General features: G+C 57.7%; 22 protein-coding genes. 6 read left to right on the plus strand and 16 right to left on the minus strand.

Features of this window, described 5'->3' with window-relative positions:
- Window positions 1–99: 99 nt before the first annotated feature.
- The 4 genes from JT718_RS03145 to rpmB form a co-directional block, all read right to left on the minus strand.
- Window positions 100–252, minus strand: coding sequence for a DUF4295 domain-containing protein (locus JT718_RS03145; protein ID WP_071885388.1), 153 nt, complete (start codon window positions 250–252; stop codon window positions 100–102).
- A 2-nt stretch (window positions 253–254) separates the two neighbouring features.
- Window positions 255–443 (minus strand): 50S ribosomal protein L33, encoded by a 189-nt coding sequence (gene rpmG / locus JT718_RS03150; protein ID WP_062543030.1) that lies wholly within the window; start codon window positions 441–443, stop codon window positions 255–257.
- A gap of 201 nt (window positions 444–644) precedes the next feature.
- Window positions 645–2228 (minus strand): aminopeptidase P N-terminal domain-containing protein, encoded by a 1584-nt coding sequence (locus JT718_RS03155; protein ID WP_317195466.1) that lies wholly within the window; start codon window positions 2226–2228, stop codon window positions 645–647.
- Between the two features lie 45 nt (window positions 2229–2273).
- Window positions 2274–2513, minus strand: a complete 240-nt coding sequence (gene rpmB / locus JT718_RS03160; RefSeq protein ID WP_205500663.1) for a 50S ribosomal protein L28 — start codon at window positions 2511–2513, stop codon at window positions 2274–2276.
- 53 nt (window positions 2514–2566) lie between these two features.
- Here rpmB and JT718_RS20815 point away from each other — a divergent pair, with 53 nt between their 5' ends.
- The gene (locus JT718_RS20815) at window positions 2567–2956 is read left to right on the plus strand and encodes a hypothetical protein (RefSeq protein WP_445380962.1); all 390 of its coding nucleotides are present in this window, start codon (window positions 2567–2569) and stop codon (window positions 2954–2956) included.
- Window positions 2957–3573: 617 nt separating this feature from the next.
- Complete coding sequence (rocD, locus tag JT718_RS03170; RefSeq protein WP_205500310.1) at window positions 3574–4815, plus strand: ornithine--oxo-acid transaminase; 1242 nt, start codon at window positions 3574–3576, stop codon at window positions 4813–4815.
- A gap of 108 nt (window positions 4816–4923) precedes the next feature.
- Here rocD and JT718_RS03175 read toward each other — a convergent pair whose 3' ends face one another.
- Entirely contained in the window at window positions 4924–6591 is a 1668-nt protein-coding gene (locus JT718_RS03175) for an SBBP repeat-containing protein (protein WP_205500312.1), read from the minus strand.
- A 352-nt stretch (window positions 6592–6943) separates the two neighbouring features.
- On the opposite strand from JT718_RS03175, the gene hemB reads away from it, so the two are divergent.
- Entirely contained in the window at window positions 6944–7924 is a 981-nt protein-coding gene (hemB, locus tag JT718_RS03180; protein ID WP_205500314.1) for a porphobilinogen synthase, read from the plus strand.
- Window positions 7925–8031: 107 nt separating this feature from the next.
- Here hemB and JT718_RS03185 read toward each other — a convergent pair whose 3' ends face one another.
- The 3 genes from JT718_RS03185 to JT718_RS03195 all read right to left on the minus strand — a co-directional run bounded on the left by JT718_RS03185 (window position 8032) and on the right by JT718_RS03195 (window position 12352).
- Complete coding sequence (locus tag JT718_RS03185; protein ID WP_205500316.1) at window positions 8032–8814, minus strand: TlpA family protein disulfide reductase; 783 nt, start codon at window positions 8812–8814, stop codon at window positions 8032–8034.
- Window positions 8815–8906: 92 nt separating this feature from the next.
- Window positions 8907–11777, minus strand: a complete 2871-nt coding sequence (locus JT718_RS03190; RefSeq protein ID WP_205500318.1) for a FlgD immunoglobulin-like domain containing protein — start codon at window positions 11775–11777, stop codon at window positions 8907–8909.
- Between the two features lie 92 nt (window positions 11778–11869).
- On the minus strand, window positions 11870–12352 hold the full coding sequence (locus JT718_RS03195; protein ID WP_205500320.1) for a hypothetical protein: 483 nt from the start codon (window positions 12350–12352) through the stop codon (window positions 11870–11872).
- 157 nt (window positions 12353–12509) lie between these two features.
- Between JT718_RS03195 and JT718_RS03200 the strand changes: the two genes are divergently transcribed.
- The 3 genes from JT718_RS03200 (at window position 12510) to JT718_RS03210 (ending at window position 14633) form a co-directional block, all read left to right on the plus strand.
- Complete coding sequence (locus JT718_RS03200) at window positions 12510–13322, plus strand: metallophosphoesterase family protein (protein WP_205500322.1); 813 nt, start codon at window positions 12510–12512, stop codon at window positions 13320–13322.
- Window positions 13323–13328: 6 nt separating this feature from the next.
- On the plus strand, window positions 13329–13949 hold the full coding sequence (locus tag JT718_RS03205) for a hypothetical protein (RefSeq protein ID WP_205500324.1): 621 nt from the start codon (window positions 13329–13331) through the stop codon (window positions 13947–13949).
- 147 nt (window positions 13950–14096) lie between these two features.
- A complete protein-coding gene (locus tag JT718_RS03210; protein ID WP_205500326.1) occupies window positions 14097–14633 on the plus strand; it encodes a CopD family protein in 537 nt (178 codons plus the stop codon).
- A gap of 339 nt (window positions 14634–14972) precedes the next feature.
- On the opposite strand, the gene JT718_RS03215 is transcribed toward JT718_RS03210, so the two are convergent.
- The 8 genes from JT718_RS03215 to JT718_RS03250 all read right to left on the minus strand — a co-directional run bounded on the left by JT718_RS03215 (window position 14973) and on the right by JT718_RS03250 (window position 25372).
- On the minus strand, window positions 14973–16286 hold the full coding sequence (locus JT718_RS03215; protein WP_205500328.1) for a hypothetical protein: 1314 nt from the start codon (window positions 16284–16286) through the stop codon (window positions 14973–14975).
- A 286-nt stretch (window positions 16287–16572) separates the two neighbouring features.
- On the minus strand, window positions 16573–16953 hold the full coding sequence (locus JT718_RS03220) for a co-chaperone GroES (protein WP_205500330.1): 381 nt from the start codon (window positions 16951–16953) through the stop codon (window positions 16573–16575).
- Between the two features lie 196 nt (window positions 16954–17149).
- Window positions 17150–19054, minus strand: a complete 1905-nt coding sequence (locus JT718_RS03225) for an ATP-binding protein (protein ID WP_205500333.1) — start codon at window positions 19052–19054, stop codon at window positions 17150–17152.
- A 449-nt stretch (window positions 19055–19503) separates the two neighbouring features.
- Window positions 19504–20703, minus strand: coding sequence for a homogentisate 1,2-dioxygenase (locus JT718_RS03230; RefSeq protein ID WP_205500335.1), 1200 nt, complete (start codon window positions 20701–20703; stop codon window positions 19504–19506).
- A 260-nt stretch (window positions 20704–20963) separates the two neighbouring features.
- The gene (locus JT718_RS03235; protein ID WP_205500337.1) at window positions 20964–22616 is read right to left on the minus strand and encodes a S41 family peptidase; all 1653 of its coding nucleotides are present in this window, start codon (window positions 22614–22616) and stop codon (window positions 20964–20966) included.
- Window positions 22617–22752: 136 nt separating this feature from the next.
- On the minus strand, window positions 22753–23430 hold the full coding sequence (locus JT718_RS03240; protein WP_205500339.1) for a hypothetical protein: 678 nt from the start codon (window positions 23428–23430) through the stop codon (window positions 22753–22755).
- Between the two features lie 164 nt (window positions 23431–23594).
- Window positions 23595–24299 (minus strand): hypothetical protein, encoded by a 705-nt coding sequence (locus JT718_RS03245; RefSeq protein ID WP_205500341.1) that lies wholly within the window; start codon window positions 24297–24299, stop codon window positions 23595–23597.
- Between the two features lie 110 nt (window positions 24300–24409).
- Complete coding sequence (locus JT718_RS03250; protein ID WP_205500343.1) at window positions 24410–25372, minus strand: zinc dependent phospholipase C family protein; 963 nt, start codon at window positions 25370–25372, stop codon at window positions 24410–24412.
- Window positions 25373–25682: the final 310 nt, after the last annotated feature.

The raw sequence follows: 25682 nt of genomic DNA on the forward strand, positions 1-25682 counted from the left end.
TACTGTTGGTGGTAAAAAGGATTAAAAAGGGGCGAATACCAAAAAAGTCCCGCGTATGGAGGGACTTTTACAGGTATATCATTAATGCGATATCGGCAATTATTTTTTCAGGGCGTCCTGAACTTGGTCTACAGGCACCATTTCTTCTCTGAAGGTGTAAGCACCAGTCTTAGGAGACTTAACAGCTTTGATTACCTTCGCCCAGTCTTTACCGGTTGCGGTCTTCAGGGTAGCAACTACTTTCTTAGCCATGGTTATTTAATTTCTTTATGTACAGTTACTTTCTTCATGAAAGGATTGAACTTCTTCATCTCCAAACGCTCAGGAGTGTTCTTTCTGTTTTTGGTAGTGATATACCGAGACATGCCAGGTACGCCGGAGTTTTTCTGCTCAGTGCACTCCAAAATCACCTGAACTCTATTGCCTTTAGCTTTCTTTGCCATCGCGAAGTTGATTTTTTATTTAGGACTGCAAATATACAGGCCTAATTACTTAATTACAAATGCTTTTCTAGTTTTTTCTCTTTTGTAGCCGGTATTGCGCCCCAGGCCCCGGGATTTTTCTGGGGTAGGCTCCTATTTTAGGCCCGTTTTGGCAAAAGCCCCCTGAAAACGCCCTCCCCATCCTACTGCCTGCTACTCGCTCTATTTCAGTTCCGGCAGCTTGAAATTGTCCAGCGGACTGGGCTTGGCCATGGTGGCCTCAATCTCCTTCACCGTGCGGGGTGCGCCTACTGATAAATTCTCCCAACCTTTCTCGGTGATCAGAATGTCATCCTCAATGCGCACGCCTATGCCCCACCACTTCTTGTCACAGGGGCTGCCTTCGGGAATGTATATACCGGGCTCCACCGTAATCACCGTATTGGGTTTAAAAGCGCCGTAGGTGCCGCGGTCATGCACGTCCAACCCTAAGTAGTGCGACACACCGTGCATGGTGTAGCGCCGGGCTTCCGCCGGGTTCTTGATGATACCCAGTTTCAGCAGCCCTTCGGCGAGTACTTTCTGGGCAGCGGCGTTGGTGGCGTTAAACGGATTGCCCACTTTGCACTCCTTAAAGCCGGCTTCCTGGGCGGCATATACCAGCTCGTAAATCTGTTTCTGCTCTGCCGTGAACTTGCCGTTGGCCGGAATGGTACGGGTCACATCGGCGGTGTAACCGTGGTACTCGGCGCCCAAGTCCATCAAGACCAACTCATTGCCCAGCCTGGGTTTCTCGTTCTCTATATAGTGCAGAATACAGCCGTTGTTCCCCGCTCCTACAATGGACGGATAGCCCTCGTACTCGGCCCCGTATTTCTTATAGACGAACTCATGGATGCCCTGCACCTCGGTCTCAGACATGTTGGGGTGCATCGCTTTCATGACCTCCACCTGCCCGATGGCCGACATGACAATGGCTTTGCGCAGCAGCTTCAGTTCCTCCGGGGTTTTCACTTCCCGCATCTCGTTCAGGAAGCCCTCCAGAGTAGAGGTATTCACCTTTTCCTGGGGCATTTTAGCCACTACCGCCGCCCTAGCCGAGGCATCTTTGGCTGCCACATAGCTTTTCAGGAAGGTGTTGCTGTCCAGGGCTGGGTTGGCGGCCATCTGCCGCTGCACTTCCTGCTGTACCCGCTCGCCGGCCTGGGCATCATAGGTCTGAATGACTTTGTAGAGCTGCTGATGCGCCAGGTCCTGCCCCGGCTGCAAGCCTATCTTCTGCCGAAACTGCGCCACCAGATCAAACAGGTCGGCCTGGTCGCCGGGGTCGTTGCGCAGGTCGTGCGGCAGGTCCAGGAGGAGGATCTGGTCAAAGGCGGCGGTGTCTAGTTGGAAACCAGCGAAGGACGTGGCGGGCAACGCGTGCGTCAAGCCCAGGTGCTGCTTTACGCCTTCCTCGCCCAGGCGCTTCCCGGTCCAGGACTCGCGTTGCGGGTTGCGGGGCTGCGCGAAGAGCACCTCCTGCGTGGCCACGCCGTTTACCACGTGTTGTTCTGAAAACAGCAGCAAAACGGCATTGGGTTCGCGGTAGCCGGTGAGGTAATAGAAATCAGGGTGCTGGTGGAAGTGGAAGTCCACATCATTGGCCCGGTTGCGGAGCGGGTTAGAAAACAAAACGGCAACGGAGTTGGCCGGCAGCTGTTGCCGCAGGGCCTCTCTCCGTTGCCGGTGAAATTCTTTGTCCAGGAAATCAGTGGGTTTGTCCGGGCCAGTGTTTTGCGCGGTCACCCCTATCGGCAGCGACACAAGCAATGTTAAACATAGGTGTCGCAGTGCCTTCATGGCAGAAGCTTAGTAAACGATGTAGCCTTGTTCTTTGGCTTTCTTCAATACAGAAGAGATACCGTTTTTAGTAATGTTGCGCAGGGCAGACGTAGAAACTTTCAGGGTTACCCAAGCATCTTCTTCTGGGATGTAGAAACGCTTCTTCTGTAAGTTAGGGTAGAATCTACGCTTGGTTTTATTGTTAGCGTGCGATACGCGGTTACCCACCTGCACTCTTTTACCGGTTAAATCACAAACTCTTGCCATTTTATCTTTAGTATCGTTTATTTCAAAAGGGATGCAAATATCCATAAAAAGTTATGCAATGTCAAGGACACCCCGCAACTTTTTTCTTTAACCTATTCTTAAAAAGCCATTTATCCCGCTTCACCGGCGGTTTTGCTTCCATTTTCAGCGTCAGGATTGGCTTTTTTCCGGTAGCCGTAAGGGCAATGCCGGCAGCCGCTCTGGCAGCAGTATCCTCGCCGGCGATGGTATTGTTCCGTGAAAACCATCAGCCCCTGCTCATTGAAGTAATAATCGCCGGGTTCCAGCGGCAGCGGTTTCGCCTTCATGCGGCAAAGATAAGGGACCGCTGCTTAGCGGGAAAGTCAGGGCTTGGTTTTATGCGTTTAGAGGCTGTTTTGGGGAAATCAGGTCTAAATTCTTTGGTTGATGCCTTGGCTTTCTGTTTGTCTAAGGGTTTATGAGTTGTGCTGCTGCGTCTTTCCCGATAAGCGCTCACGGCCGCGGGGCCTCGTCTTCCCCTCTCGCACTGCCCTTGCGGCCCACGCTTGCAGTCTGCTCTTAGCAGCAGCTATCCAAGGGCCACAAGCGAGGCGCTCCAGGGAAAGACTGGAAACGGCGCAGGTAATAAAGTTATTCCAGCTTGAGACAGAGCGGCTTCTCTTAATAAATAAGCTAAAAGCTCTCTCCTTCCCCCTCCTGGCGCGAGTCTCCAGACGCGTGCCTAGGGGTGAATGGAGTCTCCAGACTCCCGTGTTCCAGCCCACGGTTCCCGGCGATAGAGGCTTGCCACACCTCAAACCACCAGGCTCAAGGCCCCACCGGTTCTTTTACGCTACAACTTACAACTGGTCCCTGGTCCAAAAGGCTTTGCGCCAGCAGGTCCTGCAAGGATTTCCTGCGAACCGTTTACCGGGTCTTTTCCAAAAATCGGCCCTAAAACAGTAAGGCATGCATCTGGCGACGGCAAGCGCTTCGGCTTTGAAGACTTTTCTTTACTTTTATCTCAGAGAGCAGCATTTCCCGTATGTCTAGCCATGGGAGGCTGCCGTCTTCCCGTTCACTAAAAACATCAAATAACATGAATACTTCCACCATTACCTCCAGCCAAGAGGCCATTGCCTTAGAAGAAAGATACGGGGCCCACAACTACCATCCCCTGCCCGTGGTGCTCAGCCGCGGCGAAGGCGTTTTTCTTTGGGATGTGGAAGGCAAACAGTACTATGACTTCCTGTCGGCGTACAGCGCCGTGAACCAGGGGCATTGCCATCCGCGCATCATTGGCGCGCTCACGGAGCAGGCCCAACAGCTCACGCTCACCTCGCGCGCCTTCTACAACGACAAACTGGGCCCCGCCGAAAAGTACCTGGCTGAGCTCTTCGGGTATGACAAAGCGCTACTGATGAACTCCGGGGCCGAGGCCGTGGAGACCGCCATCAAGCTGGCCCGCAAATGGGGCTACAAAGAAAAAGGCATTCCGCCGCACCAGGCCACCATTCTGGTAGCGGAGCACAACTTCCACGGGCGCACCACCGGCATCATCTCCTTCTCCACCGACCCCAGCAGCACCGTGGGCTTCGGGCCCTACATGCCGGGCTACAAAGTGCTGCCCTATGACAACCTGGAGGCGCTGGAGCAGGCCCTGCAGGAAAACGCCCACATCTGCGGCTTTTTGGTAGAGCCCATCCAGGGCGAGGCCGGCGTGGTGGTGCCGTCAGACGGGTACCTGACCAAGGCCAAGGCCCTGTGCGAGCAGTACAACGTGCTCCTGATCATTGACGAGATCCAGACCGGCATTGGCCGCACCGGCAAGCTCCTGGCTTCTCACTATGACGGCGTGAAAGCCGATATCCTGATTCTGGGCAAGGCGCTCTCTGGTGGCGTGTTGCCGGTTTCCGCGGCCCTGGCCGATGACCGCATCATGCTCTGCATCCAACCCGGCGAGCACGGCTCTACCTTCGGGGGCAACCCGCTGGCCTGCGCCGTGGCCATGGCCGCCCTAGACGTAGTGCAGGACGAAAATCTCACCGAGAACGCCCTGCGTCTGGGCGAGATTTTCCGGACCAGAATGAACCAACTGAAAGACCGCCACCCGGAACTGGTGAGCCTGGTGCGCGGCCGCGGCCTGCTCAACGCCGTGATCATCAACCCCACCCCCGATGGCCGCACCGCCTGGGATGTCTGCTTGAAACTGATGGAGAACGGCCTCCTGGCCAAACCCACCCACGGCGACATCATCCGTTTTGCGCCGCCGCTGGTGATCACCGAGGAACAGCTCAACGCCTGCTGCGACATCATTGAGAAAACGTTGGCAGAGTTTTAAGCCCTGCTCAATTCCCCAAACAAAAGGCTGCCGAAACCCGGGTTTCGGCAGCCTTTTGTTTGGGGTCTGTTTTTCAATAAAGGCCGTTAAAACGGGGTTGCCAGGAGTTTACCTGACAATCTCCACCCAGCCTTTGTAAGAATTTACCTGGTCGCCGGCCTTTACCTGCACCAGGTAGAAGTACGTGCTTTCAGACAGGCCCTCGCCGGCCCAGTTGTTCTGGTAATTGGCGTGGGAATACACCTGCTTGCCGTGGCGGTTGTAAACGGTGAGCCCAATGCTACTGCCCGGAGCACCGGCCACCTGCACTTCAAAGGCATCGTTCTTCTGGTCGCCGTTGGGCGTGATGATGTTGGGCACCTTCACGGTGAGGGGCGCAGGGGGCAGTTCTGGTTCTTCGGGCACTTCGGGCGTCTCCGGAGTTTCCGGGATGCTGAGCCTGGCCACGAACAGCTGCTCTTTGGAGGTCTCTACCGCCTGCCCACCGAAAAGCACGGGACCCAGGAGGCTGCCGGCAAAGGCTACTTCGTTCCTATGCCCCGCCGAGAGGGAGTTGCTTTGCTGAACGCCTGAGCCGGCTAGCGTGAAGAAGCTTTTCTCGGCCCCGGTTTTTCCTAGTTCCGCCACGTACACGGTTCCCGTTGGCGCCGGCGCCGTATAGGTTTTGTTCTGGAAGGTGGTCTGCCCGGTAAACATGCCGGTTACAAACAGCCGACCGGTATTGCTGAGCGTTAGGTGTGAGGCCCTGTCTGCCGTGGAGCCGCCCAAGGCCTTGGCCCACTCTACCTGGCCGTCTTGTTTCAATTTCAGTACCACCCCATCAGAACTTCCCTTGCTTTGCAGGGCAACTCCTGAGTTGACCATGCTCCCCTGGAAAACGCCGCTGACGTAGACCCCGCCCAGGCCATCGGCGGCAATCCCCGTGGCCGAATCGGGGGCGGTGCCGCCCAGGCGTTTCACCCATTGGGCGTTGCCGTTCAGGTCCAGTTTGCCCACAAATACATCTGAGGCGCCCGCGCTGGTGAGGCTTATGCCGTCAATCAGGGTAGCGGCCACCAGTTTTCCGGCCACGTAGAGGTTGCCTTGTTTCTCATCCAGGCTTACCCGGGCGGCCACCGCGTTGGCGTAGCCTTTTTTCCACTGCAGTTTGCCGGCGGGGTCCAGCTTCATGAGGTACGTGCCCACCATCCAGAGTGGCACGCCCACAATGTAGCTGTTGCCGGCGGCGTCTACCTGTAGGTTCACGTCTTTGCCGTAGTTCAGGCTTTCAATCTTCTCAGTGATCCACTGCACTTCGCCATTGGGTGCCAGCTTCATCACAAACAGGTCGCTGTTGCTGGGCAGCCCCATGGGATAGCCGGCAAACAGCACCTCATTGTACGTGTACCCGGCCACGTAGCAGTTGCCTTGCTGGTCAAGGGCAATACCAAAGCTCTGCATGGAGGAACCATACGGTGAGGAAGGATCGCTCCTTTGGTTTCCATGCGCCCACACTATATTTCCGGCGGGGTCATATTTGGCCACAAACATATTCCTGTCGAGTGGCAGCCCCGTAGAAAGCCGGGGCCGGCCTACTAGTTTGAAGGGTCCTAAGGTGAGTTCTTCAATAAACTCACCCGCCACGTACACATTTCCCTCCTTGTCAACCGCCACACTTCGGGCAGTGCTGGTGCCTCCGCCGTCGGCAGACCGCACCCAGTCTAGTTGCGGGCTTTGGGCCTGAACGGTCAAGGAGAGGTAGAAAAGCAAAAGAAACAGGAGCAGGAAGGGGCGCATGGGTAAACAGGCAAGGGTAAAAAGTTAGCGGGGATAAATGTAAGGATTTATAGGCTCATCCCCCGCTTGCCGGGCAAAAGCTCCCGAGAGCAAGCAGCAGGCCTATTCAGAAACCAGACCGCCGTTTCAGGGCCAATTTCCTGAAATCAGGCCCGAGACAGGCCCTCCGCGGTTCCTGCTTCTTTAGATAGCATCTGAGCAAGCCGTGCCGTACCTTTGCAGCCGCAGCGCCCGCGCCACCGGCCCCCTGAAATCTTTGGGGCACCGGGTACACTTTTCGCGGCGCTCTTTTGTTGTATCAGCAGCGAGCCACCGCTCTCAGGAGCCGGCTTGCCTAACCCAACTAGCTGCTATGAACCATTTAACCCGCCGGCCCCGCCGGAACCGTAAGTCGGAGGTAATCCGCAACCTGGTACAGGAAAACCACCTCACCTTACACGACCTTATCTTCCCCATCTTTGTCACCGAGGGCCAGAACGTAAAGCAGGAAATTCCGTCTATGCCCGGCATTGCCCGCTACAGCCTGGACCGCCTGGTAGACGAAGTGGGCGCTTGCGTGGAACTGGGCCTGAAGGCGTTTGCGCCCTTCCCCAATATCTCTGAGGACAAGAAAGACCGGTTCGCGCTGGAAAGCCGCAACCCCGAGGGGCTGTTCCTGAAGACCATTTCTGAGCTGAAGCGCCAGTTCCCCGACATTGTGCTGGCGACCGATGTGGCCATGGACCCCTACAGCACCGACGGCCACGACGGCATTGTGGACAACGGCGAGATCATCAACGATGCCTCGCTGGAAGTGCTGGGCCAGATGGCTCTGGCCCAAGCCCAGGCTGGCGCCGACATTGTGGCCCCCTCAGACATGATGGACGGCCGCGTGGCGCACATCCGCCAGATTCTGGACCAGCACGCGTTCTCCAACGTGGCCATCATGAGCTACACCGCCAAGTACGCCAGCGGCTTCTACGGTCCGTTCCGCGACGCGCTGGAGTCAGCGCCTAAGCACGGCGACAAGAAAACCTACCAGATGAACCCCGCCAACAGCCGCGAGGCCCTCATTGAAGCCGAGCTGGACACCCTGGAAGGCGCCGATTACCTCATGGTAAAACCCGCCCTCTCTTACCTGGACGTGATCAAGCTACTGAAAGACCATTCTAACCTGCCCATTGCGGCCTACAACGTGAGCGGCGAGTACGCCATGGTGAAAGCCGCCGCCCAGAACGGCTGGCTGGACGGCGAGAAGATCATGCTGGAAACCCTGCTGAGCATGAAGCGCGCCGGGGCAGACATTATCCTCACGTACTTCGCCAAGGAGTTTGCGCAGTTCACCAAGCGCTAAGCGTTTAGAGCCTGTTTTTTGCGAAATCAGCCTGAAAACACCTGCATAGAAAAGGGAGCCCAAGAGGCTCCCTTTTTTTGTGTCACGCTACATAATGAGGGCGGGTTCTACTCCAGCAACATCCGCTGGATGGCATTGCTCAACTGCTCCACCGTGCCGCTGTGGCTGCCCATGACCACCGTGCGGATGGTGCCTTTTTTATCAATCAGGAAGGTGGTGGGCCACCAGGAAACATGGAAGACATCGCGGGCCTGCTTGCCTGACTTCGGCAGGAAAACCAACCTGGAAGGGGCGCTATGCGGGGGCAGGTCGTCCACGGCCGGCATCAGGAAAAGGACTTCGGGCACTTCGGGGTTGGGCCTGAAGCGGCTGGCCACTTCCTCCAGCATTGGCCGGTCTTTGAGGCAAGGGTGGCAGTTGCCGTACCAGAAACTGAGCACTACTACTTTGCCGGCCAGCTCTGGCAGGCGATAGACCGTGCCGTTGCGGTCCAGAAAGGAAACATCGGGCACGGGCTTTCTCACCCAGCTTTGCCGGTAGCGTTTCCAGGCTTCCTCCCGGGCTTTCACTTCCTCCTCGGGCACCGGCACCCTCGCCGATTTGCGCATCACCAGCGCGCCGTTGGGCAACCGCTCCGCCGCCCCCACCTTTACCAGGCTGTCTAGCTGCGCCGGGGTGGTTTTCTTGTTCAAAAGATCCTCCCGGGGCCTTTGTTTCACGATTACCTGATCGGCGGCTGCGCCGGCCGCTACCTGCGCAGTTACAAAGGAATAGCTGCCCTTTCTGGCGGCGGGTTTAGGGCTCAGCTCCTGGGCACTGCCCGAAAGGCACCACAGCCACAGGGCAGCGCCCAGGACGCCTTTCCGGCTAAGCAAATCGTGAATATTCATAATTCAATATATTATATTTTTTTCACTCTGGACTCTAACTAAAAAGGGCCGGCAATTACATGGCCAGCCCTTTTTAAGCCTATTTCAGGAAATTACCGCAAAAACACGGTTCTACCGGTGTAGCGCTTGCCATCAACGGTGAGCTGGTACAGGTACGTGGCAGAGGGCATCCAATGCCCGGCGTGGTTTCGGCCGTCCCAGGTGACCTGGTGCTGGCCCGCCTGTTTTTTGCCGTTGACCAGGGTGGCTACCTCTTTTCCGGCAAGGTCATACACCACCAGGCGCACGCTGGCGGCTTTGGCCAGGGCAAACGGAATGGTGGTAGTCCCGCCCTGCCGGAACGGATTGGGGTAGCCTGGCTGCAGTCCGGGTTTGGAGGCGTTGGCAATTTCCTCTTTGGAGGCCAGCGGCCCGTTGTAGCGGCGGCTGTACACCCCGTTGCCGTGGGTGCCTACCAGCACCAGGTTGTCGGTGGTGCGGCTGATGACCATGTCTACCGGTACGTTGCCAATGAAGCTGGCGCCCTCCTGAATCCAGGTGGTGGCGGAGCCCTGCAGGTTGGCGGTGGAGTACAAACCGGTGCTGGTGCCCACAAAGTATTTGGCCCCGCCGCCCTGCTCCGGCAAGATAGTCACCCAGCGGGTAGACGGACCGTTGCCGGTGGTGGCGTTGCCGTTCTCTTCCAGGTTGCCCGACACCGCCGTCCAGGAGGTGCCCCCGTTGGTGGTGTAGAAGAGGCTTTCTACGCGGTAGTTGGTGAAGGTGACCACCACCTTGTTGGCGTCGCGCGGGTCAATGGCAATGCACCCAATGTTGGCGTTGGCCGGGAAATTAGTGCCGGTAATGTCTGTTCTCACCGGCATACCGGTCACCGAGGCATTCTGAATCTTGTAGAGCTTGCCGTTGCGCGTACCAAAATACAGCACGTTGGCGGGTACCTTGCTCACCGCCACCGAAGAGATGGTTTCCACATCCTCCAGGTCGGCGATCACCTCCCAGCCCGCGGCTGAATGCGTGCCGCCCGTGGGCAGCACCCGCACGTTCTTGTTCCGCCACAGAGAGTCGCCGGCCGGTATGTACACGGTGTACTCATTGTTAGGGTCTATGGAGTACGGATTGATGAACAGGTACCCTTTGGCCTTGGGCGGGTCAATGCGGGCGTAGGTAACGTAGTTGCCCGCGTCATTGAAGATAAAGCGGTACACGGTGCCGTTCTGCGACGACACAAAGAGCGAATGGGTGGTCACGGCGGTAAACGACCCGTCGCCGCCCAGTTCCTCATTCCAGAGGGTGGTGGCGTCAATATCACCCACCGACCAGGTGCCGTTGTCCTGCATGCCCCCTACCACAAAATCATCTTCGGTGTTCAGGTCCATGGCCACGGTGTAGAACTGCGTGGTCTGGTAACCCCGGTTCAACGACTCCCACTTCACAGAGTCTGCCAGCACGTTGCCGGTTCTGCTCACCCCGCCGTCATGGCCCGACAGCGTTTTACTAGGATTGGAAGGATAGTAGACAAACTCATGCTGGTCTGGGTGGTGGTTGGGGTAAAGCGCATAGTTGGCGTGTGACGGCGTGTACCCGCCAATCTTGCGCGTACCGGTGGTAGAGGTAAACCCGTTGGGGGAAAGGTACAGGTTGGTACCGCCCAGCACCACCACGTTGGGGTTATCGGGCTTCACCCGGATGACCATGTTGTAGCCGCCCTGCAGGTCCAGGTCACCCGATCTGCCGCCCAGCATGGGCAGGTTCGCCGAAAGGTTGGTCCAGACGCCTCCGGTCCCGCTGCCGTCGCCAGACAGGTACTCATACTTCCAGATGTTGGCTTTGGCGGTGGGGTTCTCGTCGGTGTACAGGAAGAAATACACGATGTTCTCGTTGGAAGGGGCCACATCCATGACAATGCGTCGGTACGTGGTGGGCCAGGTGGCCGGCGTGATGTTTACCCAGTCAATCCCGTTCAAGGACCGGAAGGCCCCTTTCTGGTCTGCGTTGTTGGTGGCCCCGGTGGCGTACTGGCTCATGCCGGCGTACTTCACCCCGCTGGGGCTCACCTCAATGTCGGTGTAATACGAGCTGGTACCGTACTTGCTGGCGCCCCCGCCCAACACAATGGCCCAGGTGTCGCCGCCGTTCGCGGAACGCCAGATGGCCGAAGGGGTGGCCGCGTAAACCTCATCCTGTTGGGCGCTGGGCGCCGTGGCTACCCGGTACACATACTGGAACACGTTGTTGAACGTGGTGGTGGTGCTGGTCTGCGTGCGGGGCAGCGGGTTCCAGGTAACGCCGTTGTCAATAGACTTGAAAATGCCGTTGCCCATGTAGCTGGCCCCAAGCTTGCTGGCTGAGTTGCCCAGGATCTCGCCGGTGCCGTAGTACCAGATGTTGCGTTTGCCCGCGCGCTGGTCCTGCGCAATGGTGGTCACGCTGTGCAGCTGGCCCGGGTCAGTGACTTTGGTCCAGGAAGTGCCGCCGTTGGTGCTTCGCCACAGCCCGCCCGAAACGCCGCCGGCCAGAATGTGGTTCTCATTGGCTACGTCCAGCGCCAGCGCCCGGGTGCGCCCGCCCACGTTGTAGGGCCCGCGTCTGCTCCAGGCAGAGGTGGCCAGCAGGCCGTACGGTTGCTTAATGCGCTCCACCTGCTCCACCGACGGGAGCGTAGAGGCATAGGCCAGCTCCAGTTCCCTGATGCCTGCGGGAATGGTGCCCGTAGCCGGGTCTCTGAGGCGGTCAAATTCATAGTCGGCGCGGGCCGCTGGTTTTTCCTTGGTGCCAATGGCCCCTTTCTTGTGCAGCCGTTCTGCCCGGGCTACCCGGCCTGCTTCTTTCAGGCCTGCGGCGGAAAAATGAGAAGATGGGTTCTTACCTGCCGGGAGGAGGGTGGCCAGGTACAGGAACGCTCCAAACAGGAGGAGCAAGGCGCCGGAATACCAAAATTGGCGCCGCCGATGCTGATGAGTCATTAAAGTAAAGTAGAAGGGTAAAGGTTCAGGTATAGCGCAGGTGTTAAATAGAACAGAAAAGATACAATTTCTAACGGAAAGATAAGGGAAATTTATTTAATTAATCTAATAACGCTATTCACTAGATACGCCTCATGTTCCTGCAGCGGGGCCTGCAGGTTTACCTCGGCCCGGTCCTGCGCCTGCATTTGCTTTCCGCCCTCCTTCAACACGCCCCTGGGGAAGTAAACGGTGATCTTTTGCCCATCGGCCAGGGCGTGGTTCATCCCGGCGCCGTACCCCGTGACGGACACAATCCGGGCTTCGGCCCTTTGCCCCGTTTGGGAAGTTGCGCCTTCCCCTGCCGGGGGCAGCAGCTTCTCAAGCACCAGCACGGCCTGCACACTGCCCGGGGCTATGGGCGCCGGAACCTGGATAGCAGGTCGGGGACGATGGGGAGAACCTTTGGACATAGCTGTTTGGGAAGTTTCGGGCTGCGGGGCACTGACCTCTGGCTTGTGGGCCTGTTGGCACGCAAAGCCGCCCAGCGCCAACGCCAGTCCCCAGAGTCTGATATGACAATTTACAGAAAGCATGCTTACCTCACGTATACGCCTATCCACCCAAAACCTCCCGCTTGGGCCGGAACAAAAGCGTTCTCCCCTATTTATTTTCTGGTTCTACGCCCGTTGCAGCAACTCTTGCCCATTAAACAAGTATAGAGAATGAACAATATAAAGAAATTTCTGCTCCATGGAAACACCCCACCTGTCTGCTTTCCGCAACTGGCTGGCTTTCTCAACTTTACTGTTGCTTTCGGCTTGTGACCTTTTCCAGTACCATCCTTACGAGGGCAACCTAAAATACAAAAACCTCACCGCCGCTAACGTGGACCGCATCAAAGCCCTGGAGGCGCAATACACCCCGCAGACCCCGCTGCGGTTTGCGTTTACCTCAGACACCCAGGGCTTTTTTGAGGAGACCAAGGACATGGTCAGGGACATGAATACCCGCGATATTGCCTTTGTGCTCCACGCTGGCGACCTCACCAACTACGCCTTCACCAATGAGTTTGAGCGCATGCACCAGGAGCTGGCCAAGCTGAAGGTGCCCTACCTGACCGTGGTGGGCAACCACGATTGCCTGGGCGACGGCGACAAGCTGTACAAAGAGATGTACGGCCCCCTGAACCATTCCTTCACCCTGGGGCCGCACAAGTTTATTTTCCTGAACACCAACTACCTGGAGTTTGACGAGCGCGTGCCCGACCTGGACTGGCTGGAAAACGAACTGAATACCCCGGCCACGGTGGTCAACAAGTTTGTGGTATCGCACATCATCCCCAACAACACAGACGCCAACGGGGCCAAGGAGCAGCGGTACGCCCAGCTCATGCGCGACCATCGCGTGCGGCTCTCCTTACACGGCCACACCCACTCGTACCGGGCAGACCAACTGTATGATGACGGCATCACGTACGTCACGGCGGCCGCCCCGCTCAAGCGCAGCTACGTACTGGTCACGGTGACGGGCACGCAGGCAGACTTTGAAAAAATTGATTTCTAACCTTGTATGCGTACTTTCCCGGCCCTTTCAACCCTTCTCTGCCTGCTCTTCCCGCTTGCCTCCCCCGCCCAGGACACTCCTGACCACCCAGCTAAGGCAGACCGGCCCAAAAACCAGTGGTACGCCCCAGACTATGTGGTGGTGCAGCACGCCGGGCTCATAGGTATTCTTTCTGCGGGCATTGGCTATGACTTTGGCCGGCATGACCGCACCAACGCCGAGCTTATGTACGGCTTCACCCCTAACTACGGCTTCAAGAACACCACGCACACGTTCACCACCAGAGTCTACTACCAGTCACACCCCAAGCCGCTGTTCAAAGGGTTCCAGATCAGCTGGATCAAGGCTGGGGCGGGCATCAGCATGACCATTGGCGAGCAGTTTGAGACCTTCTTCCCCAAAAAATATCCGCGCGGCTACTACATCTGGCCCACGGCCACGCGCATCCTGCCGTTTGTGGGCTCCTCCCTGGGCCGTCAGTTCCCGGGTAAAAAACGCCCCCACTACGGCGAGTTCTACGGCGAGATTGGCACCTCTGACGTGATGATTGTGGACAAGTACCGCAACAAAGGCATCTCGGTGCCCGATATCCTGAACCTGGCCCTGGGCCTGCGCTTCAGCCTTTAGCCGGTTTTAGGGCAGTTTCTGCAGAAACGGCCCTAAAACCCAGCACGCGCGTAGTATTCAGCAGCGGGGCCGGTAGGATTACCCAGCCTAATCTGCCATTTTTGCACCGCAATTCCTTTACTGCGTCCCCCGCCGGATGCCCTTATTATGGACTATAATTACCTGAAATCGCTGCACATCATCTTTGTGGTCACCTGGTTTGCGGGCCTGTTCTACATTGTGCGGTTGTTTGTCTATTACGCCGAAACGGCCCAGAAACCCGAGCCCGAGAAAGCTATCCTGCAGCGGCAGTTCGCGCTCATGCAGAAGCGGCTCTGGTACGGCATCACGTGGCCTTCGGCGGTGCTCACCCTCATTTTGGGGTTTTCTGTTGTTTATACTTTAAACCTGCATCTAACTTGGCCAGCTTGGCTGCTTTGGAAACTCGGCTTTGTGACAGGGCTCTTTGCCTACCACCTGTACTGCCACCGCATCTTCAAGCAGCACCAGCGCGGCGAGATCAGGCAAAGCTCCACCGCCCTGCGCATCTGGAACGAGGTGGCCACGCTGTTCCTGGTGAGCATTGTCTTTCTGGTGGTGCTCAAGAACGGGCTTAGCGCCACTTGGGGCGTTCTGGGCTTCATTGGTCTCTCGGTCCTGCTCATGGTGGCCATCATGGTCTACAAAAAGCTGCGGAAGGCCTGAACAATTTCCTTCAGGCACAAACCAATAAAGCCGAAACGGGGCTGTTTTCTGGAAAACAGCCCCGTTTCGGCTTTAGACGCTCCTGCTTCGCACCGGCTCTGGCCCAAGAAACAAGGCCTCCTAACGCAAAGCCCTGGGCACCGCCCCTTTCTGGATCGGCTGCTGCCGCTCGCCTGGTCAAGCTCCCCCGCATTGGTCTATTGCTTCGGCAAAGCCGCCTCGTTTCTGCCCTGTTTTCTAAAATTCGTTGCTGAAACGGAAGCGCTGGCCTGGCGGGCATAAAAAGGAAACGGCCCCAGAAGGGCCGTGTCTCTACTAACAAACCAACATGACGTGCGGCTATTGGTAAGCCGCAATAACTTTTTCGTATTCATAGGCCGAGCCCACGGTTTTGGCTGCCCGGGCATACGCTTCTTTTACTTTCTCATTGTCTTTGGGAAGGCGCGGGGCCATCTTGCGCAGGAGCTTGGCCTTCTCATAGTCTGACCCAATGCCCTCGCTGGCTTTCAGGAGGGGAAGGTACTGGCTGGTGCCCAAGCGGGTGTTGCCCAGCAGGCTGGTGTAGGCTTTGGTTTTCTCGTAGTCAGACCCAATGCCGGTGATGAGCGGCAGCACCTTGTCAAACGACTGCGCCACCTGCTGCTCATGGCGTAGGAGGCTGCCCAGGCCCTTGGCGCGCTCGTAGTCTGAGGAAACCGACTCAAGGGCCTCCAGTGCCAGGTCAAACTGCTGCCCGCTGAGGGTAGGCCGGGCCGTTAAGGCCGAGAGCACCTTTACCTTTTCATAATTGGAGTGCATGCCCTTGATGGCGGCGGCCGTTTGGTCCAGCGCCTTTTCCGGCAGTTCTTCCTGCTGGAGCAGGTGCTTGAGCGCGCGGCCTTTTTCATAATCAGAGACCAGGGCAGCACTGGCCTGGGCGTAGGCTTCGGCGGTTCTGGCGTGGGCCAGAAGACTGATTGGCACCTGGGTCATGCTTTTGACCGCGTCATGGTCTGTCCCTTTCTTCTGGGCAATCTGCTCCAGCAGCACCGCGGCGTCGTCGGCACTCAGGCCTGGTTTCTGGAGGAGGTGGTGGTACATTTTGGTGCGGCCGGTGCCAGGCTCCAGGGTGGCGGTATGCGCCAGCACGTTGCGGGCGCCGCCTTCCTGGTACAGCCGCTCGGCCCGGGCCTCGGCCCCCAGGCCAGTCCTGGACACCAGTTCGGGCAGGTGTTGGGCCAGCCAGGCCTTGCCGGCGGTAGCGTAGTCCTGTTCTTTGCCGCCCACCCAGTACCTTGCCTGCAGGGTACCGGCTTTGTTTTCCAGCTCCACCTTGTGCTCAGGGGCCCCTTTCTCCCGCCGCGCGAACTCAAAGTAGCCGCCCTCGCCCAGGCTGGTCACTGAGCGTTCATCCTCGCCCACGGTGACGGTGCCTCTGACAATTACCTGCAGTTTGAGGCCGTTGTCATCGGTGGTGATGTACACCGTTTCCCCTTTGCCACCCTTGGAGTAGGTGCCGTTGCTGACGGTGACGGAACCACCCGACTTGGCGGAGGCGCGGGCGCCCGTTGCCTGGGTCTGGCTTTGCGAAGCCTCGCCCGTTTGGGCCTGCACCGGCAAGGCCAGGTTCAAGCAGCCGATGGCCAGAAAGGAGGAAAGTAGAAAAGGACGCATAGCAGGATCTGTTTTTTTGTAAGCTTCTTCACCGGTACCCAACCCTCTTTTCTTACAAAGACAACCCAGTTCTTGCGGGGTTGCATGCGGGCCAGTAAAAAATCTTTCCCTCTGCTATGACAAGGCGCATGCCAAACATAGAGTCATTGATTACCAGCTACTTACAACTATCACCCAAGCATAAAAATGTCCGCTTCTGAACAACAGGTATTCAGAAGCGGACACTCGCTTGGGGTCTTTTGGGCCGGATTTGGCCAAAACAGGCCTAAAACAGCCCTGAGGTTGCCTAGTCTTCTTCCCGCTCCAGCAGCAACACCGCCGACTGGGGCACAATGAAGTATTTGTCGCCCAGGTAGTTGATCTCCACGGCATCGCGTTGCAGGTAGATGGCCAGGTCGCCCTCGCGGGCCTGCAAGGGAATGTAGCGCACCTGATCTTTCTCGTCCTGGTTCCAGATTTCGTCGTCCAGGCCGTAGTCGGCCGGAATGGGGTAGCCCGGTCCCACGCGCATCACGTAGCCTTCCTGCACTTTCTCTTTCTCCTGCACACCAGGGGGCAGAAACAGCCCACTCTTGGTCTGGTCTTTGGTACTTTTGGGCTTTATGAGCAGACGGTCTCCTACTACCATCAGTTTCTGGAGCTTGTTGGCGGGTGAGTCTTTGGTCATGGTACTACGCGTTAGAGGTAAACGGGGCTGCAAAGATAAAGCGCCTCACAGGTATTACGCCACTTAAAAACAGATGGGCGAATCTGCTCTATTTTATCCTGCTTCTGGCAAAAACGGGCCCTAAACAGAAAAACTGCCTGCGGCGACCCAACTGCCCCTCCAACCAGAGGCCAACCGCCGCCGCTCTTCGCCGGGGCTACACCGCCAGCGGTTCTGCGAGCGAAACCGCGGAGGCGGGCAGTTTCACCGTGAACACTGAGCCTTCGTTGATCCGGCTGTCTATCACCAACTCGCCCCCGTGCTGCCGGAGGAGGCCCTCGCAGATCATCAGCCCGAACCCGCTGCCGCGCTCATTGTGGGTGCCCTTGGTGGTGAAGTAGCTCTTTCGCCTGATCTGGTGCAGGGCTTCGGGGCCGATGCCTATGCCTTCGTCTTCTATGCGCACCTGCAGCCCTTGCGCTACCTGGGCCCAGACGGTAACGTTCCCGCCCTGCCGGGTAAACTTCACGGCGTTGGACAGCAGGTTACGGAAAACCACTCTCAGCACCTCAGGGTCGGCCTGCACCCGCAGATCAGGGTCCACTTGGTTCAGGATGGTGATGCTTTTGTGGAGGGCGGCCAGCTCCTGCTCCTCTATCACCTCTTGCAGCAGCGGCTTGAGCCGAAGCGTTCTGGGCCTGATCACATCGCCCTGCATCTGGCTCTTGATCCAGAACAGGACGTTCTCCAGCAGGGCCAGCGACCGCACGTACTGCTTCTCCAGTTCCAGCAGCAGGGGCCGGTATCTGGCCTCCTCCAGCTGACCGCTGTTGATGTGCTGCAGCAGGCCCTTGGTGTTGGTGAGCGGGGCTTTCAGGTCGTGGGAAAGGATGGAGAGCAGCTTGTCCTTCATCTGGTTGGCGGCCTCCAGGCTCTCGTTCTGCTGCGTGATGTTCTTGTTGAGCTGGTTCAGCGCCTGAGAGTGCTCCTCAATGACCTGGTTCTTGGTGGCAAGCTGCCAGGACGCCTGTTTGGCCCGGCGGTAGTTGCGGGAGGTAAGATAGGCCACCAGAACAACCGCCAGCAGCACAACCATGACAATGGCAAACGCGTACTGCGTGGTTTTGGCTTTCTGCTCGGCCAGCAGCGCCTCCTTCTCAAACAGCAGCTGCTGCTCCTGCTTTTCCTTCAGGATGTCCAGAAAACTCAGTGCGAAGGTCCGCTCCCGCTCAAACAGCTCCAGCTCTTTCTGGATGAGCGAATCCTGCCACGCCACCACGGCCACGGGCCGGGCCTGGGCTTTGTGCAGCTCTACCAGGTTCTGCATGGTCTCTACCTCCAGCTTGGCGGCATGGATGGCGCGGGCATCCTGCAGGGCGGCGGTAGCCAGCGCCACAGCCTGGGCATAATCTCCCTGTTGGCTGGCCACCAGGGCCAGTTTGTTCTTTGAAAGGGCCAGGCCGTACTTGTCATTTACCGCGCGGTCCAGCTCCAGGCTGGCCGTAAAGTGCCTCTTCGCCTTTTCCAACTCTTTTGTCTTAAGGTAAAGCAGGCCCAGGTGGAAGTGCGCCTTTTTAAAGCCGTACTGGTACTGGTTGGCCTGGCTTACCCGCAGGGCCTGGGTGAAAAACTCCTCGGCATGGGCAAACTCGTTTTCCTCCAGCTCAATCAGCCCCAGGCTGTTCTTTACATTTACCACATCGTCCCAGCGCTTGAGGGCCGTGTAGTTCTGCAGGGTCTTCCGGTAGATCTCCTCCGCCTTGGGGAGCTGCCTGTCGGCCAGAAAGGCACTGGCTATCTGCTGCATGGCCCGGGCAATATTAAACGTGTCTTTGGTGGCGTGGCTGATGTTCAGGGACTGGTAATAGAGCGACAGCGCCCGTTTGGTATAGCCGTTCTGCTGGTAGATGCCGGCCTCGTACAGGTAACAGGTGGCTCTTCCCTTCTGGTACTTGACGTTAGAGGCCAGCGCCTGCGCCTGCTGCAGCAGCTGCAAGGCCTTTTCCACGTCCTGGCGCTTGAGCTCAAACGCCAGCTGGCTCAGGGAGTCTACGGTGCGTTCTGCGGATGGCGCGGAGAGCGAGACTGGCCTTTCTGCCGTGGCCCCCAAAAGTCCCGGCAAGAACAGCGCGCAAAGCGCAACTATAATAAATTCTATTTTAAAACCATTCACCATACTCAACGCACAAAACAGAATAATTCCAATAGAACAGGCCTATTCTACCTTACCTAAGCAGAGGGCAATCACTTAAGCCTGTCCAATGTTTACTCACTTAATTGGGGGAATGCGCAAAGGTAAATACAATAACAACATCTACAACAGCGCCTACGCCTATTGCCATATAGTTATTGGCAAACTACAACTTAATAAAACTTATCAAAGAATACTGCGATTGGCACCTTTTCCCAGCAAAGGCCTACTGCGCTTTACAGGCCACTAACATTGTCTTAAAACTGGTTCAATCTTTGCAAAATGCAAACAGCCCTTTACGGGGCAGAGAGATACGCGCTGGCTCTCTGCCCCGCAAAGGGCTGCTTTAGGTTTGTTTTCCCGGAAATAACCCCTAAACGCTATTCCATCAGGTCGGCGGGCCTGGGGGCGTGCGGCGCAGCGGCCGGGTTCCAGCTCATGGGGTAATTCTGGTCCAGGAACTCCAGGGCATCGGTGGTGAGATAGAGGGGCTTGAAGGTGTCAATCATGACCGCCAGCTCATGCGTCTCCTTCTTCCCGATGCTGGCCTCCACGGTGCCCGGGTGCGGCCCGTGCGGAATGCCGCTGGGATGAATGGTGAACGACCCGATGTCAATGCCCTTGCGCGACATGAAGTTGCCCGCCACGTAGTACAGAATCTCGTCTGAGTCTACGTTGGAGTGGTTGTAGGGCGCCGGAATGGCCAATGGGTGGTAGTCGAACAGCCTGGGCACGAAGGAGCACACCACAAAGCCCTGCGTCTCAAAGGTCTGGTGCACGGGCGGCGGTTGGTGCACGCGGCCGGTAATGGGCTCAAAGTCATGGATGGAAAAGGCGTACGGGTAAAAGTAGCCGTCCCAGCCCACCACATCCAGGGGCGAAAAGTCATAGTGGTACTGGTGCAAAAAGCCTTCTTTCTTGATCTGCACCAGGTAGTCGCCGGGCTGGTCCTCCTGGATCAACTCATGGGGCGGACGCAGGTCGCGCTCACAGTATGGCGAGTGCTCCAGCAGCTGCCCGAAGTGGTTGCGGTAGCGGCGCACGGTCTCCACGGGGCTGAAACTCTCGGTGATGAGCAGGCGCACGGGGCCCTCGTTCCACTTCCACTGGTGGATGATGGTTCTGGGGATGACCACGTAATCGCCGGCTTCCACCACCAGGCGGCCCATCTGCGACCGCAGCTCGCCCGAGCCCTCATGGATGAACACAATCTCATCGGCCAGGGCATTCTTGTAGAAATAGTCCATGGTGCGTTGGCGCGGCAGGCAGATGGAGATGGTGCAGTCTTTGTTCATCAGGAGCGTCTTGCGGGCACCCAGGTAGTCTTCGCCGGTGGTCTCGCCCTTGAACGGACGCAGGTGGTACGGCGCCAGCGGCACGTCTGACTTCACCGGGCCATAGGGCACCGGCTCCTCTATGCGGGAGATCCTGGTGGGCGCGTTGCGGTGGTACAGCAGCGAGGAAACGCCTGAGAAGCCCAGCGTGCCCACCAGCTGCTCATGGTACAGACTACCATCTGGCTGCCTGAACTGCGTGTGCCGCTTGTGGGGAATGTTGCCCACCCGATGATAATATGCCATAGCGTTCTAATGCGTGAAGGAGTGAATGATGGAAGGCCTGAACGTTTCTGCCAGCAAGTGCCGCCCAAAGCGCAAATTTCCGTTTTAGGCCCGTTCTAGGCAAAACAGCCGTAAAACAGGAGCCCTGTACCAAGCCTGCGCCTGGGGGCAAGCTTGACCGGAGGTTGGGCAGAAACCCTCAATACCTTGAGAACAAGTTAAAACTTCCTCCCCACAAAGCAAAAGCGCCGCAGAAAATCATTTCTGCGGCGCTTTCAGGTTTATTTGCCTAAACTTATCTGCTTGGCCCGGTCAAAAAGCCCCAGGGCCCGCTGGAACTCGGGGTCATTCTCGTTCAGCACCGGGTAGAACCCCATCGCCTCGTACCGGCTGCGGGCAATGAATGCCTTTAAGTTGTTGCGGATGGTGCGCTCAGACCGTTTCAGGTCTTTGTTGTTCACCTTGATGTCGGCGCGCTTGGCTTCTTTGAGCAGGTCCTGCAGCATGGCATCCGTCACCTGGAACGTCTCCAGGAACCTGGGCAGCGGGGTGTTCTCCAACTCGCCGCGGTGCGCGCGGTAGTACTCCAGGGCGTATTCGCGCAGCACGTTCTTCTGGAACAGCTCGGTGAGCAGCGTGGTGTTGTCGGTGGTGTCGCGGGGCACAAACACGTCTGGCATGATGCCCCCGCCCCCGTACACAATGCGGCCGCGGCTGGTTTTGTATTTCAGGGAATCGTTGAACTTGATGCTGTCCTGGGTGAAGAACTCGCCGTGCTTGTAGCGGTTCATCAGGTCCATCTCATAGCTCTCCGTAGAGTCCGGGTTATACGGTTTCTGGATGGAGCGGCCGCTGGGCGTGTAGTACCGGGAGATGGTGAGGCGCAGCTCAGACCCGTCTGACAACGGAATAGGCACCTGCACCAAGCCTTTCCCGAAGGAACGGCGGCCCACAATCAGGGCGCGGTCGTGGTCCTGCAGGGCGCCGGCCAGGATCTCGGAGGCCGAGGCGCTGCCCTCGTTGATCAAGACAATCAGCTCGCCCTGCTCAAAATCACCTTTCACCTTGGCGTAGTAGTTGGCATCGTACTTAGAGCCTTTGCCATCAGTATACACCAGTTTTTTGTTGCCGGCAATGAACTCATCGGCCATGCGGGTGGCGTGATCCAGGTATCCGCCGGGGTTGTCGCGCAGGTCCAGGATCAGGCGCTGCAGGCCTTGTTTCTTGAGGGCGCTCAGTTTCTGCTTGAACTCCTCATAGGTACCGTTAGAGAAGCGGCTCACTTTGATGTAGCCGGTCTTGCTGTCTACCATGTACCCTACGTCTACCGACACCGACGGAATCTTGCGGCGGGTAACCGTGAACTGCAGCGGCTTGGGCTCATGGCCCCGCAAAATGGTCAGGTTTACCTTGGAGCCCCGGGGGCCCCGCAGCTTTTTGAACACGGTCTCGGTGGAGAGGTGTACGCCCGCAATGTTCTCGCCGTCTACCTTCAGGATCTTGTCGCCGGCCTGGATGCCCACCTGCTCAGAGGGCCCGCCGCTGAGGGGGGCAATCACGTACAGGGTATCGCGGAAGATGTTGAACTCCACCCCGATGCCGTCAAAATCGCTCTCCAGGTAAGACCGGGCGATGCTCAGGTCACGGGCCGGGATGTAGGACGAGTGCGGGTCCAGTTTCTCCAGCATCTTGTTGATGGCGAACTCAGAAAGGCGCTCGGTGTTCACGGTGTCTACGTACTCGCGGTCAATGTAGCTCAGGATTTCCCTGAACTTCAGGTAACCGCGGGCGGTACCCTGCGGATTGTTGGAACTGGGCTGGAACAGGGTGGCCCCCAGCAAAATGCCCACGGCCACCGCCAGCCCTAAGAACAAAGGCAAACGCACCTGAAAAGGCGAGTCCTCCACTTTCTTATGTTGTTTTTTTTCACTCATAGTACTCTGGTCACGTTTATGGCAACTTCTTACTTTTCCAGAAGAAGTACTGTTCAGGTATATCAATCCGCTCCTCTGGGGGAGCATTTCCTCGTATTTAGTACAAATTCTACGCCAGTAAAGTTGCCTTTACCGCCTACGCGTCCTGACCTAAGCGCTGCGCCATTTTCTTCAGCTCACGGGCGTAGATCTGGCGGTAGCTGCCGTTGCGGGTGGTGGTGTCTGTAGCTGAGGTAATAGGCCTGGCCTGCACCCGCTTGGCGGTGGCAAGCGCCACCTGCGCAATCTTCTTGCTGTCCCAGTGGCCGTTGAGGGCGCGCAGGCACTTGTAGATCAGCTCAGAATCTTCAGACTTGGCCTCCACCAGCTGCTCAGTGTAGTACCCAATGGTGTTGAGCACCGCGGTGTTGCCCTGGTCCTGGTAGTAATGCGGGAAGAGCTCATGGCGCAGCATCTCGTTGGCGCCCTGCTGCTGCAGCACAAACAGGTAATCTTCCTGCCCGTTCTGCAGGAGCACTCCCTTGATGTCGGCGTGTTTATCGGCCCAGTTGGGCTCGCCCTCGTGGGCCTTTATGATGTTGGGAATCTCCTCAAATGGGTTGGACTTGGCCCCGGCCGGTGGCGTAAGCCCCGCGTATTTAGATCCCTTGGGATAGGTGATTTCGTACTCAGGTTCTTTGGCTTGTGTGGCACCGGCGGCGGCGCCTTCGCTGGCAGCGGCGGTGGAGTCTGCCGACTCTTGCTTTTCGGTGCCGGTGCTGGTTCCTTTCTCACAGGAGGCCAACCCTATACCACTTACAAAGGCTAGTGCCATCACGGCACGTTTAGAAAAAAGATAATGCATGAAAACTATGTATAAAGCTATAAATACAAGACAGTTAGAACAGCAAAACACCCTAACCGCCACGCCTAAAGTACTACTTTAGGCCAGTTACTTGAAAGATTGACCCCAGATTCTTTATCCACCTACTTTTCCACCTAGGCTCTGCGCTGCAGGCGGCTGCCCATTTTCTGCAGCTCGCGGGCGTAGATTTGCCGGTAGTACCCGGGGGCGCTGGTGGTGTCTACCGTGGTTTTCTCTGCCCGCGCCTTTACCCTGGCCGCCGTGGAAAGCGCCACTTTGGCTAAACGCTCCTGGGGCCAATAATCTTTTAACGCCCGCAGGCACATGTACACTAATTTGGCGTCTTCAGACCTGGCCTCCTCCAGCTGCTGGGTGTAAAAGGCAATGGCAGCCAGCATGTTGTGATCAGTGGGGTCTGTGTAGTAATGCCGGAACAGCTCCTGGCGCAACATCTCATTGGCCGCCTGCTGCTGCAGCACAAACAGGTAGTCTTTCCCCTGGTGCGCCAGCAGCAACTGCCGCATGTCAGTGTCTTTGGCGGCGTAATCTAAGGTGCGGCCATGCTCCCGACTGATGCGCTGCACTTCCAGAAACGGGTTGGGCGCTACTCCTTTGGGCGGAGTCAGGTCCTGGTACTCTGAGCCCTCGGGAAACGTGAGTTCCCATTCGGGGGCTTGGGGTTTGGTGGGCTGCGCCGAGGCCCTCAGTTCCCGGGAGGTGGTGGTGGATACCGTCTGCCTAGAGTCTGTGTGCTGGGCGGGCAGGACAAACCGTTGCACCACCAGCGTAGCCAACCCCAGCGAAATCAGGAATACATCTATCTTGGAAACACTTTTCATGCGTTGGTTCTCCTGTCGTCATGCCCTTGTTCGCCCTGCGGCTCGCGGTTCTCCTTACAAGATGCGTTTTACGCCCCATTTTCACAAAACTCCCCTAAAAACAGCTTTGGCTACTGCTCCCGGGCCTCGTGCTCGCCGGTCTGGAACTCTATGTTGTCCTGCTCCAGTTGCTGCCGTTGCTGGGGCGTGAGCGGGGCCAGCTGCCTCAGGTCAGGCTGGCCGGCGTCTACCCAGGCCGTGTACCAGTAACTGGCCACCAGATGCGTCGCCAGCCTGATCTGCCGCTCCACCTGCCCGCGCAAACCCCGGCTGTAGGCCTGGCTGAACTCCCGGGAGTACACTTTCACCGTGCTGGCGCCCCGCTCCTCCAGGCTGTACTTCTTGTCTTCAGGGAAGGTGGCGCTGAGTTGCTTTTCCAGGGAGAACACGGTATCCAGGGCGGCGTGCGAGCGGGCCACAATCTCCCAGGCGGTGCGGCCGGGGTGTTGCAGGTACTGCGGCGGCCCAATGAGGAAATCGTATTCCAGGCTGAAGAGTTCCGGCAGGCGGCTTTCCCACAGCCCATGGATGCCCCGCTGCCCGGTAAACTGCCCGTTGTAGTTGCGGGTGGTGTGCAGCGGCACGCAGGCATCGGCCACGTAGTGCCCCAGCTCGGCCGAGAGCCGGAGGATGCGCTCCAGGTCATGCTGCCGGAACGCCTGGGTGAGCTGGTACTGTACCAACCCGATGTGCCAGGGCACAATGCCGTGCCGCTGCAGGGTGTCTGGGGTAAGCTGCTGCACGGCATCGTCCCAGCGGCGGGGCAGCTTGTGGGCAGCGCTGTCGCCGTACACGTCCAGGTCAATGAAGTGGCGGGGCCCTTCCTCAGGCACGGCGTAGCGCCTTTTGTCGGGGGCCACGGCTTGCTGGGTAATGTAGGCCAGGTGCTGCTTGTAGAAGCCTATCATCTCGGGCGGCAGCGTGAACACGGCCTGCCGGTTGATGCGCTGGTGGGCATAAAAGCCCCAGGCCCCCGCCAGCGGGCGCACAAGCAGCAGCAGCAACAGGAGCAGGAAGGTACATTTTGGGGCCATTCGCCTGTATACGAACAAGTTGCCCGCATCAGTTTTCTGCTTTTAACCCCGTTCCCGGAAAACAGGCCCAAAAAAGCCGTAGGCAAGTCTAGCCCGGCTTTACCGGAACGGCCTCGCATAAAAAGAGCATCGCTTTTGCTCTGCGGGCACAAAGGCGATGCTCCTACAGGCAGTATGTCCAAAATTCCAGAACCCATCAGACAGATGGGTTTTCCGTTTTAGGTCCTATTTCCCAGAAATAGGCCAAAAAGGCCCCATGCCGCTTTCCCCTTCCCCGACAGGCGTGTACCGGAGGTGCCTTGTGGCTCCA

Source organism: Rufibacter psychrotolerans, from assembly GCF_016924645.1.
Lineage (GTDB): Bacteria > Bacteroidota > Bacteroidia > Cytophagales > Hymenobacteraceae > Nibribacter > Nibribacter psychrotolerans.

What these genes read in the sequence shown, in the direction of transcription:
- JT718_RS03210 (WP_205500326.1), top strand. Translation starts at nt 14,097, where the DNA reads ATGGACTATAATTACCTGAAATCGCTGCACATCATCTTTGTGGTCACC.
- JT718_RS03195 (WP_205500320.1), bottom strand. Translation starts at nt 12,352, where the DNA reads ATGCTTTCTGTAAATTGTCATATCAGACTCTGGGGACTGGCGTTGGCG.
- JT718_RS03145 (WP_071885388.1), bottom strand. Translation starts at nt 252, where the DNA reads ATGGCTAAGAAAGTAGTTGCTACCCTGAAGACCGCAACCGGTAAAGAC.
- JT718_RS03215 (WP_205500328.1), bottom strand. Translation starts at nt 16,286, where the DNA reads ATGCGTCCTTTTCTACTTTCCTCCTTTCTGGCCATCGGCTGCTTGAAC.
- JT718_RS03185 (WP_205500316.1), bottom strand. Translation starts at nt 8,814, where the DNA reads ATGAATATTCACGATTTGCTTAGCCGGAAAGGCGTCCTGGGCGCTGCC.
- JT718_RS03230 (WP_205500335.1), bottom strand. Translation starts at nt 20,703, where the DNA reads ATGGCATATTATCATCGGGTGGGCAACATTCCCCACAAGCGGCACACG.
- JT718_RS03205 (WP_205500324.1), top strand. Translation starts at nt 13,329, where the DNA reads ATGCGTACTTTCCCGGCCCTTTCAACCCTTCTCTGCCTGCTCTTCCCG.
- JT718_RS03250 (WP_205500343.1), bottom strand. Translation starts at nt 25,372, where the DNA reads ATGGCCCCAAAATGTACCTTCCTGCTCCTGTTGCTGCTGCTGCTTGTG.
- JT718_RS03220 (WP_205500330.1), bottom strand. Translation starts at nt 16,953, where the DNA reads ATGACCAAAGACTCACCCGCCAACAAGCTCCAGAAACTGATGGTAGTA.
- JT718_RS20815 (WP_445380962.1), top strand. Translation starts at nt 2,567, where the DNA reads ATGCAATGTCAAGGACACCCCGCAACTTTTTTCTTTAACCTATTCTTA.
- JT718_RS03190 (WP_205500318.1), bottom strand. Translation starts at nt 11,777, where the DNA reads ATGACTCATCAGCATCGGCGGCGCCAATTTTGGTATTCCGGCGCCTTG.
- JT718_RS03175 (WP_205500312.1), bottom strand. Translation starts at nt 6,591, where the DNA reads ATGCGCCCCTTCCTGCTCCTGTTTCTTTTGCTTTTCTACCTCTCCTTG.
- JT718_RS03235 (WP_205500337.1), bottom strand. Translation starts at nt 22,616, where the DNA reads ATGAGTGAAAAAAAACAACATAAGAAAGTGGAGGACTCGCCTTTTCAG.
- JT718_RS03200 (WP_205500322.1), top strand. Translation starts at nt 12,510, where the DNA reads ATGGAAACACCCCACCTGTCTGCTTTCCGCAACTGGCTGGCTTTCTCA.
- rpmB (WP_205500663.1), bottom strand. Translation starts at nt 2,513, where the DNA reads ATGGCAAGAGTTTGTGATTTAACCGGTAAAAGAGTGCAGGTGGGTAAC.
- JT718_RS03245 (WP_205500341.1), bottom strand. Translation starts at nt 24,299, where the DNA reads ATGAAAAGTGTTTCCAAGATAGATGTATTCCTGATTTCGCTGGGGTTG.
- hemB (WP_205500314.1), top strand. Translation starts at nt 6,944, where the DNA reads ATGAACCATTTAACCCGCCGGCCCCGCCGGAACCGTAAGTCGGAGGTA.
- rocD (WP_205500310.1), top strand. Translation starts at nt 3,574, where the DNA reads ATGAATACTTCCACCATTACCTCCAGCCAAGAGGCCATTGCCTTAGAA.
- rpmG (WP_062543030.1), bottom strand. Translation starts at nt 443, where the DNA reads ATGGCAAAGAAAGCTAAAGGCAATAGAGTTCAGGTGATTTTGGAGTGC.
- JT718_RS03240 (WP_205500339.1), bottom strand. Translation starts at nt 23,430, where the DNA reads ATGGCACTAGCCTTTGTAAGTGGTATAGGGTTGGCCTCCTGTGAGAAA.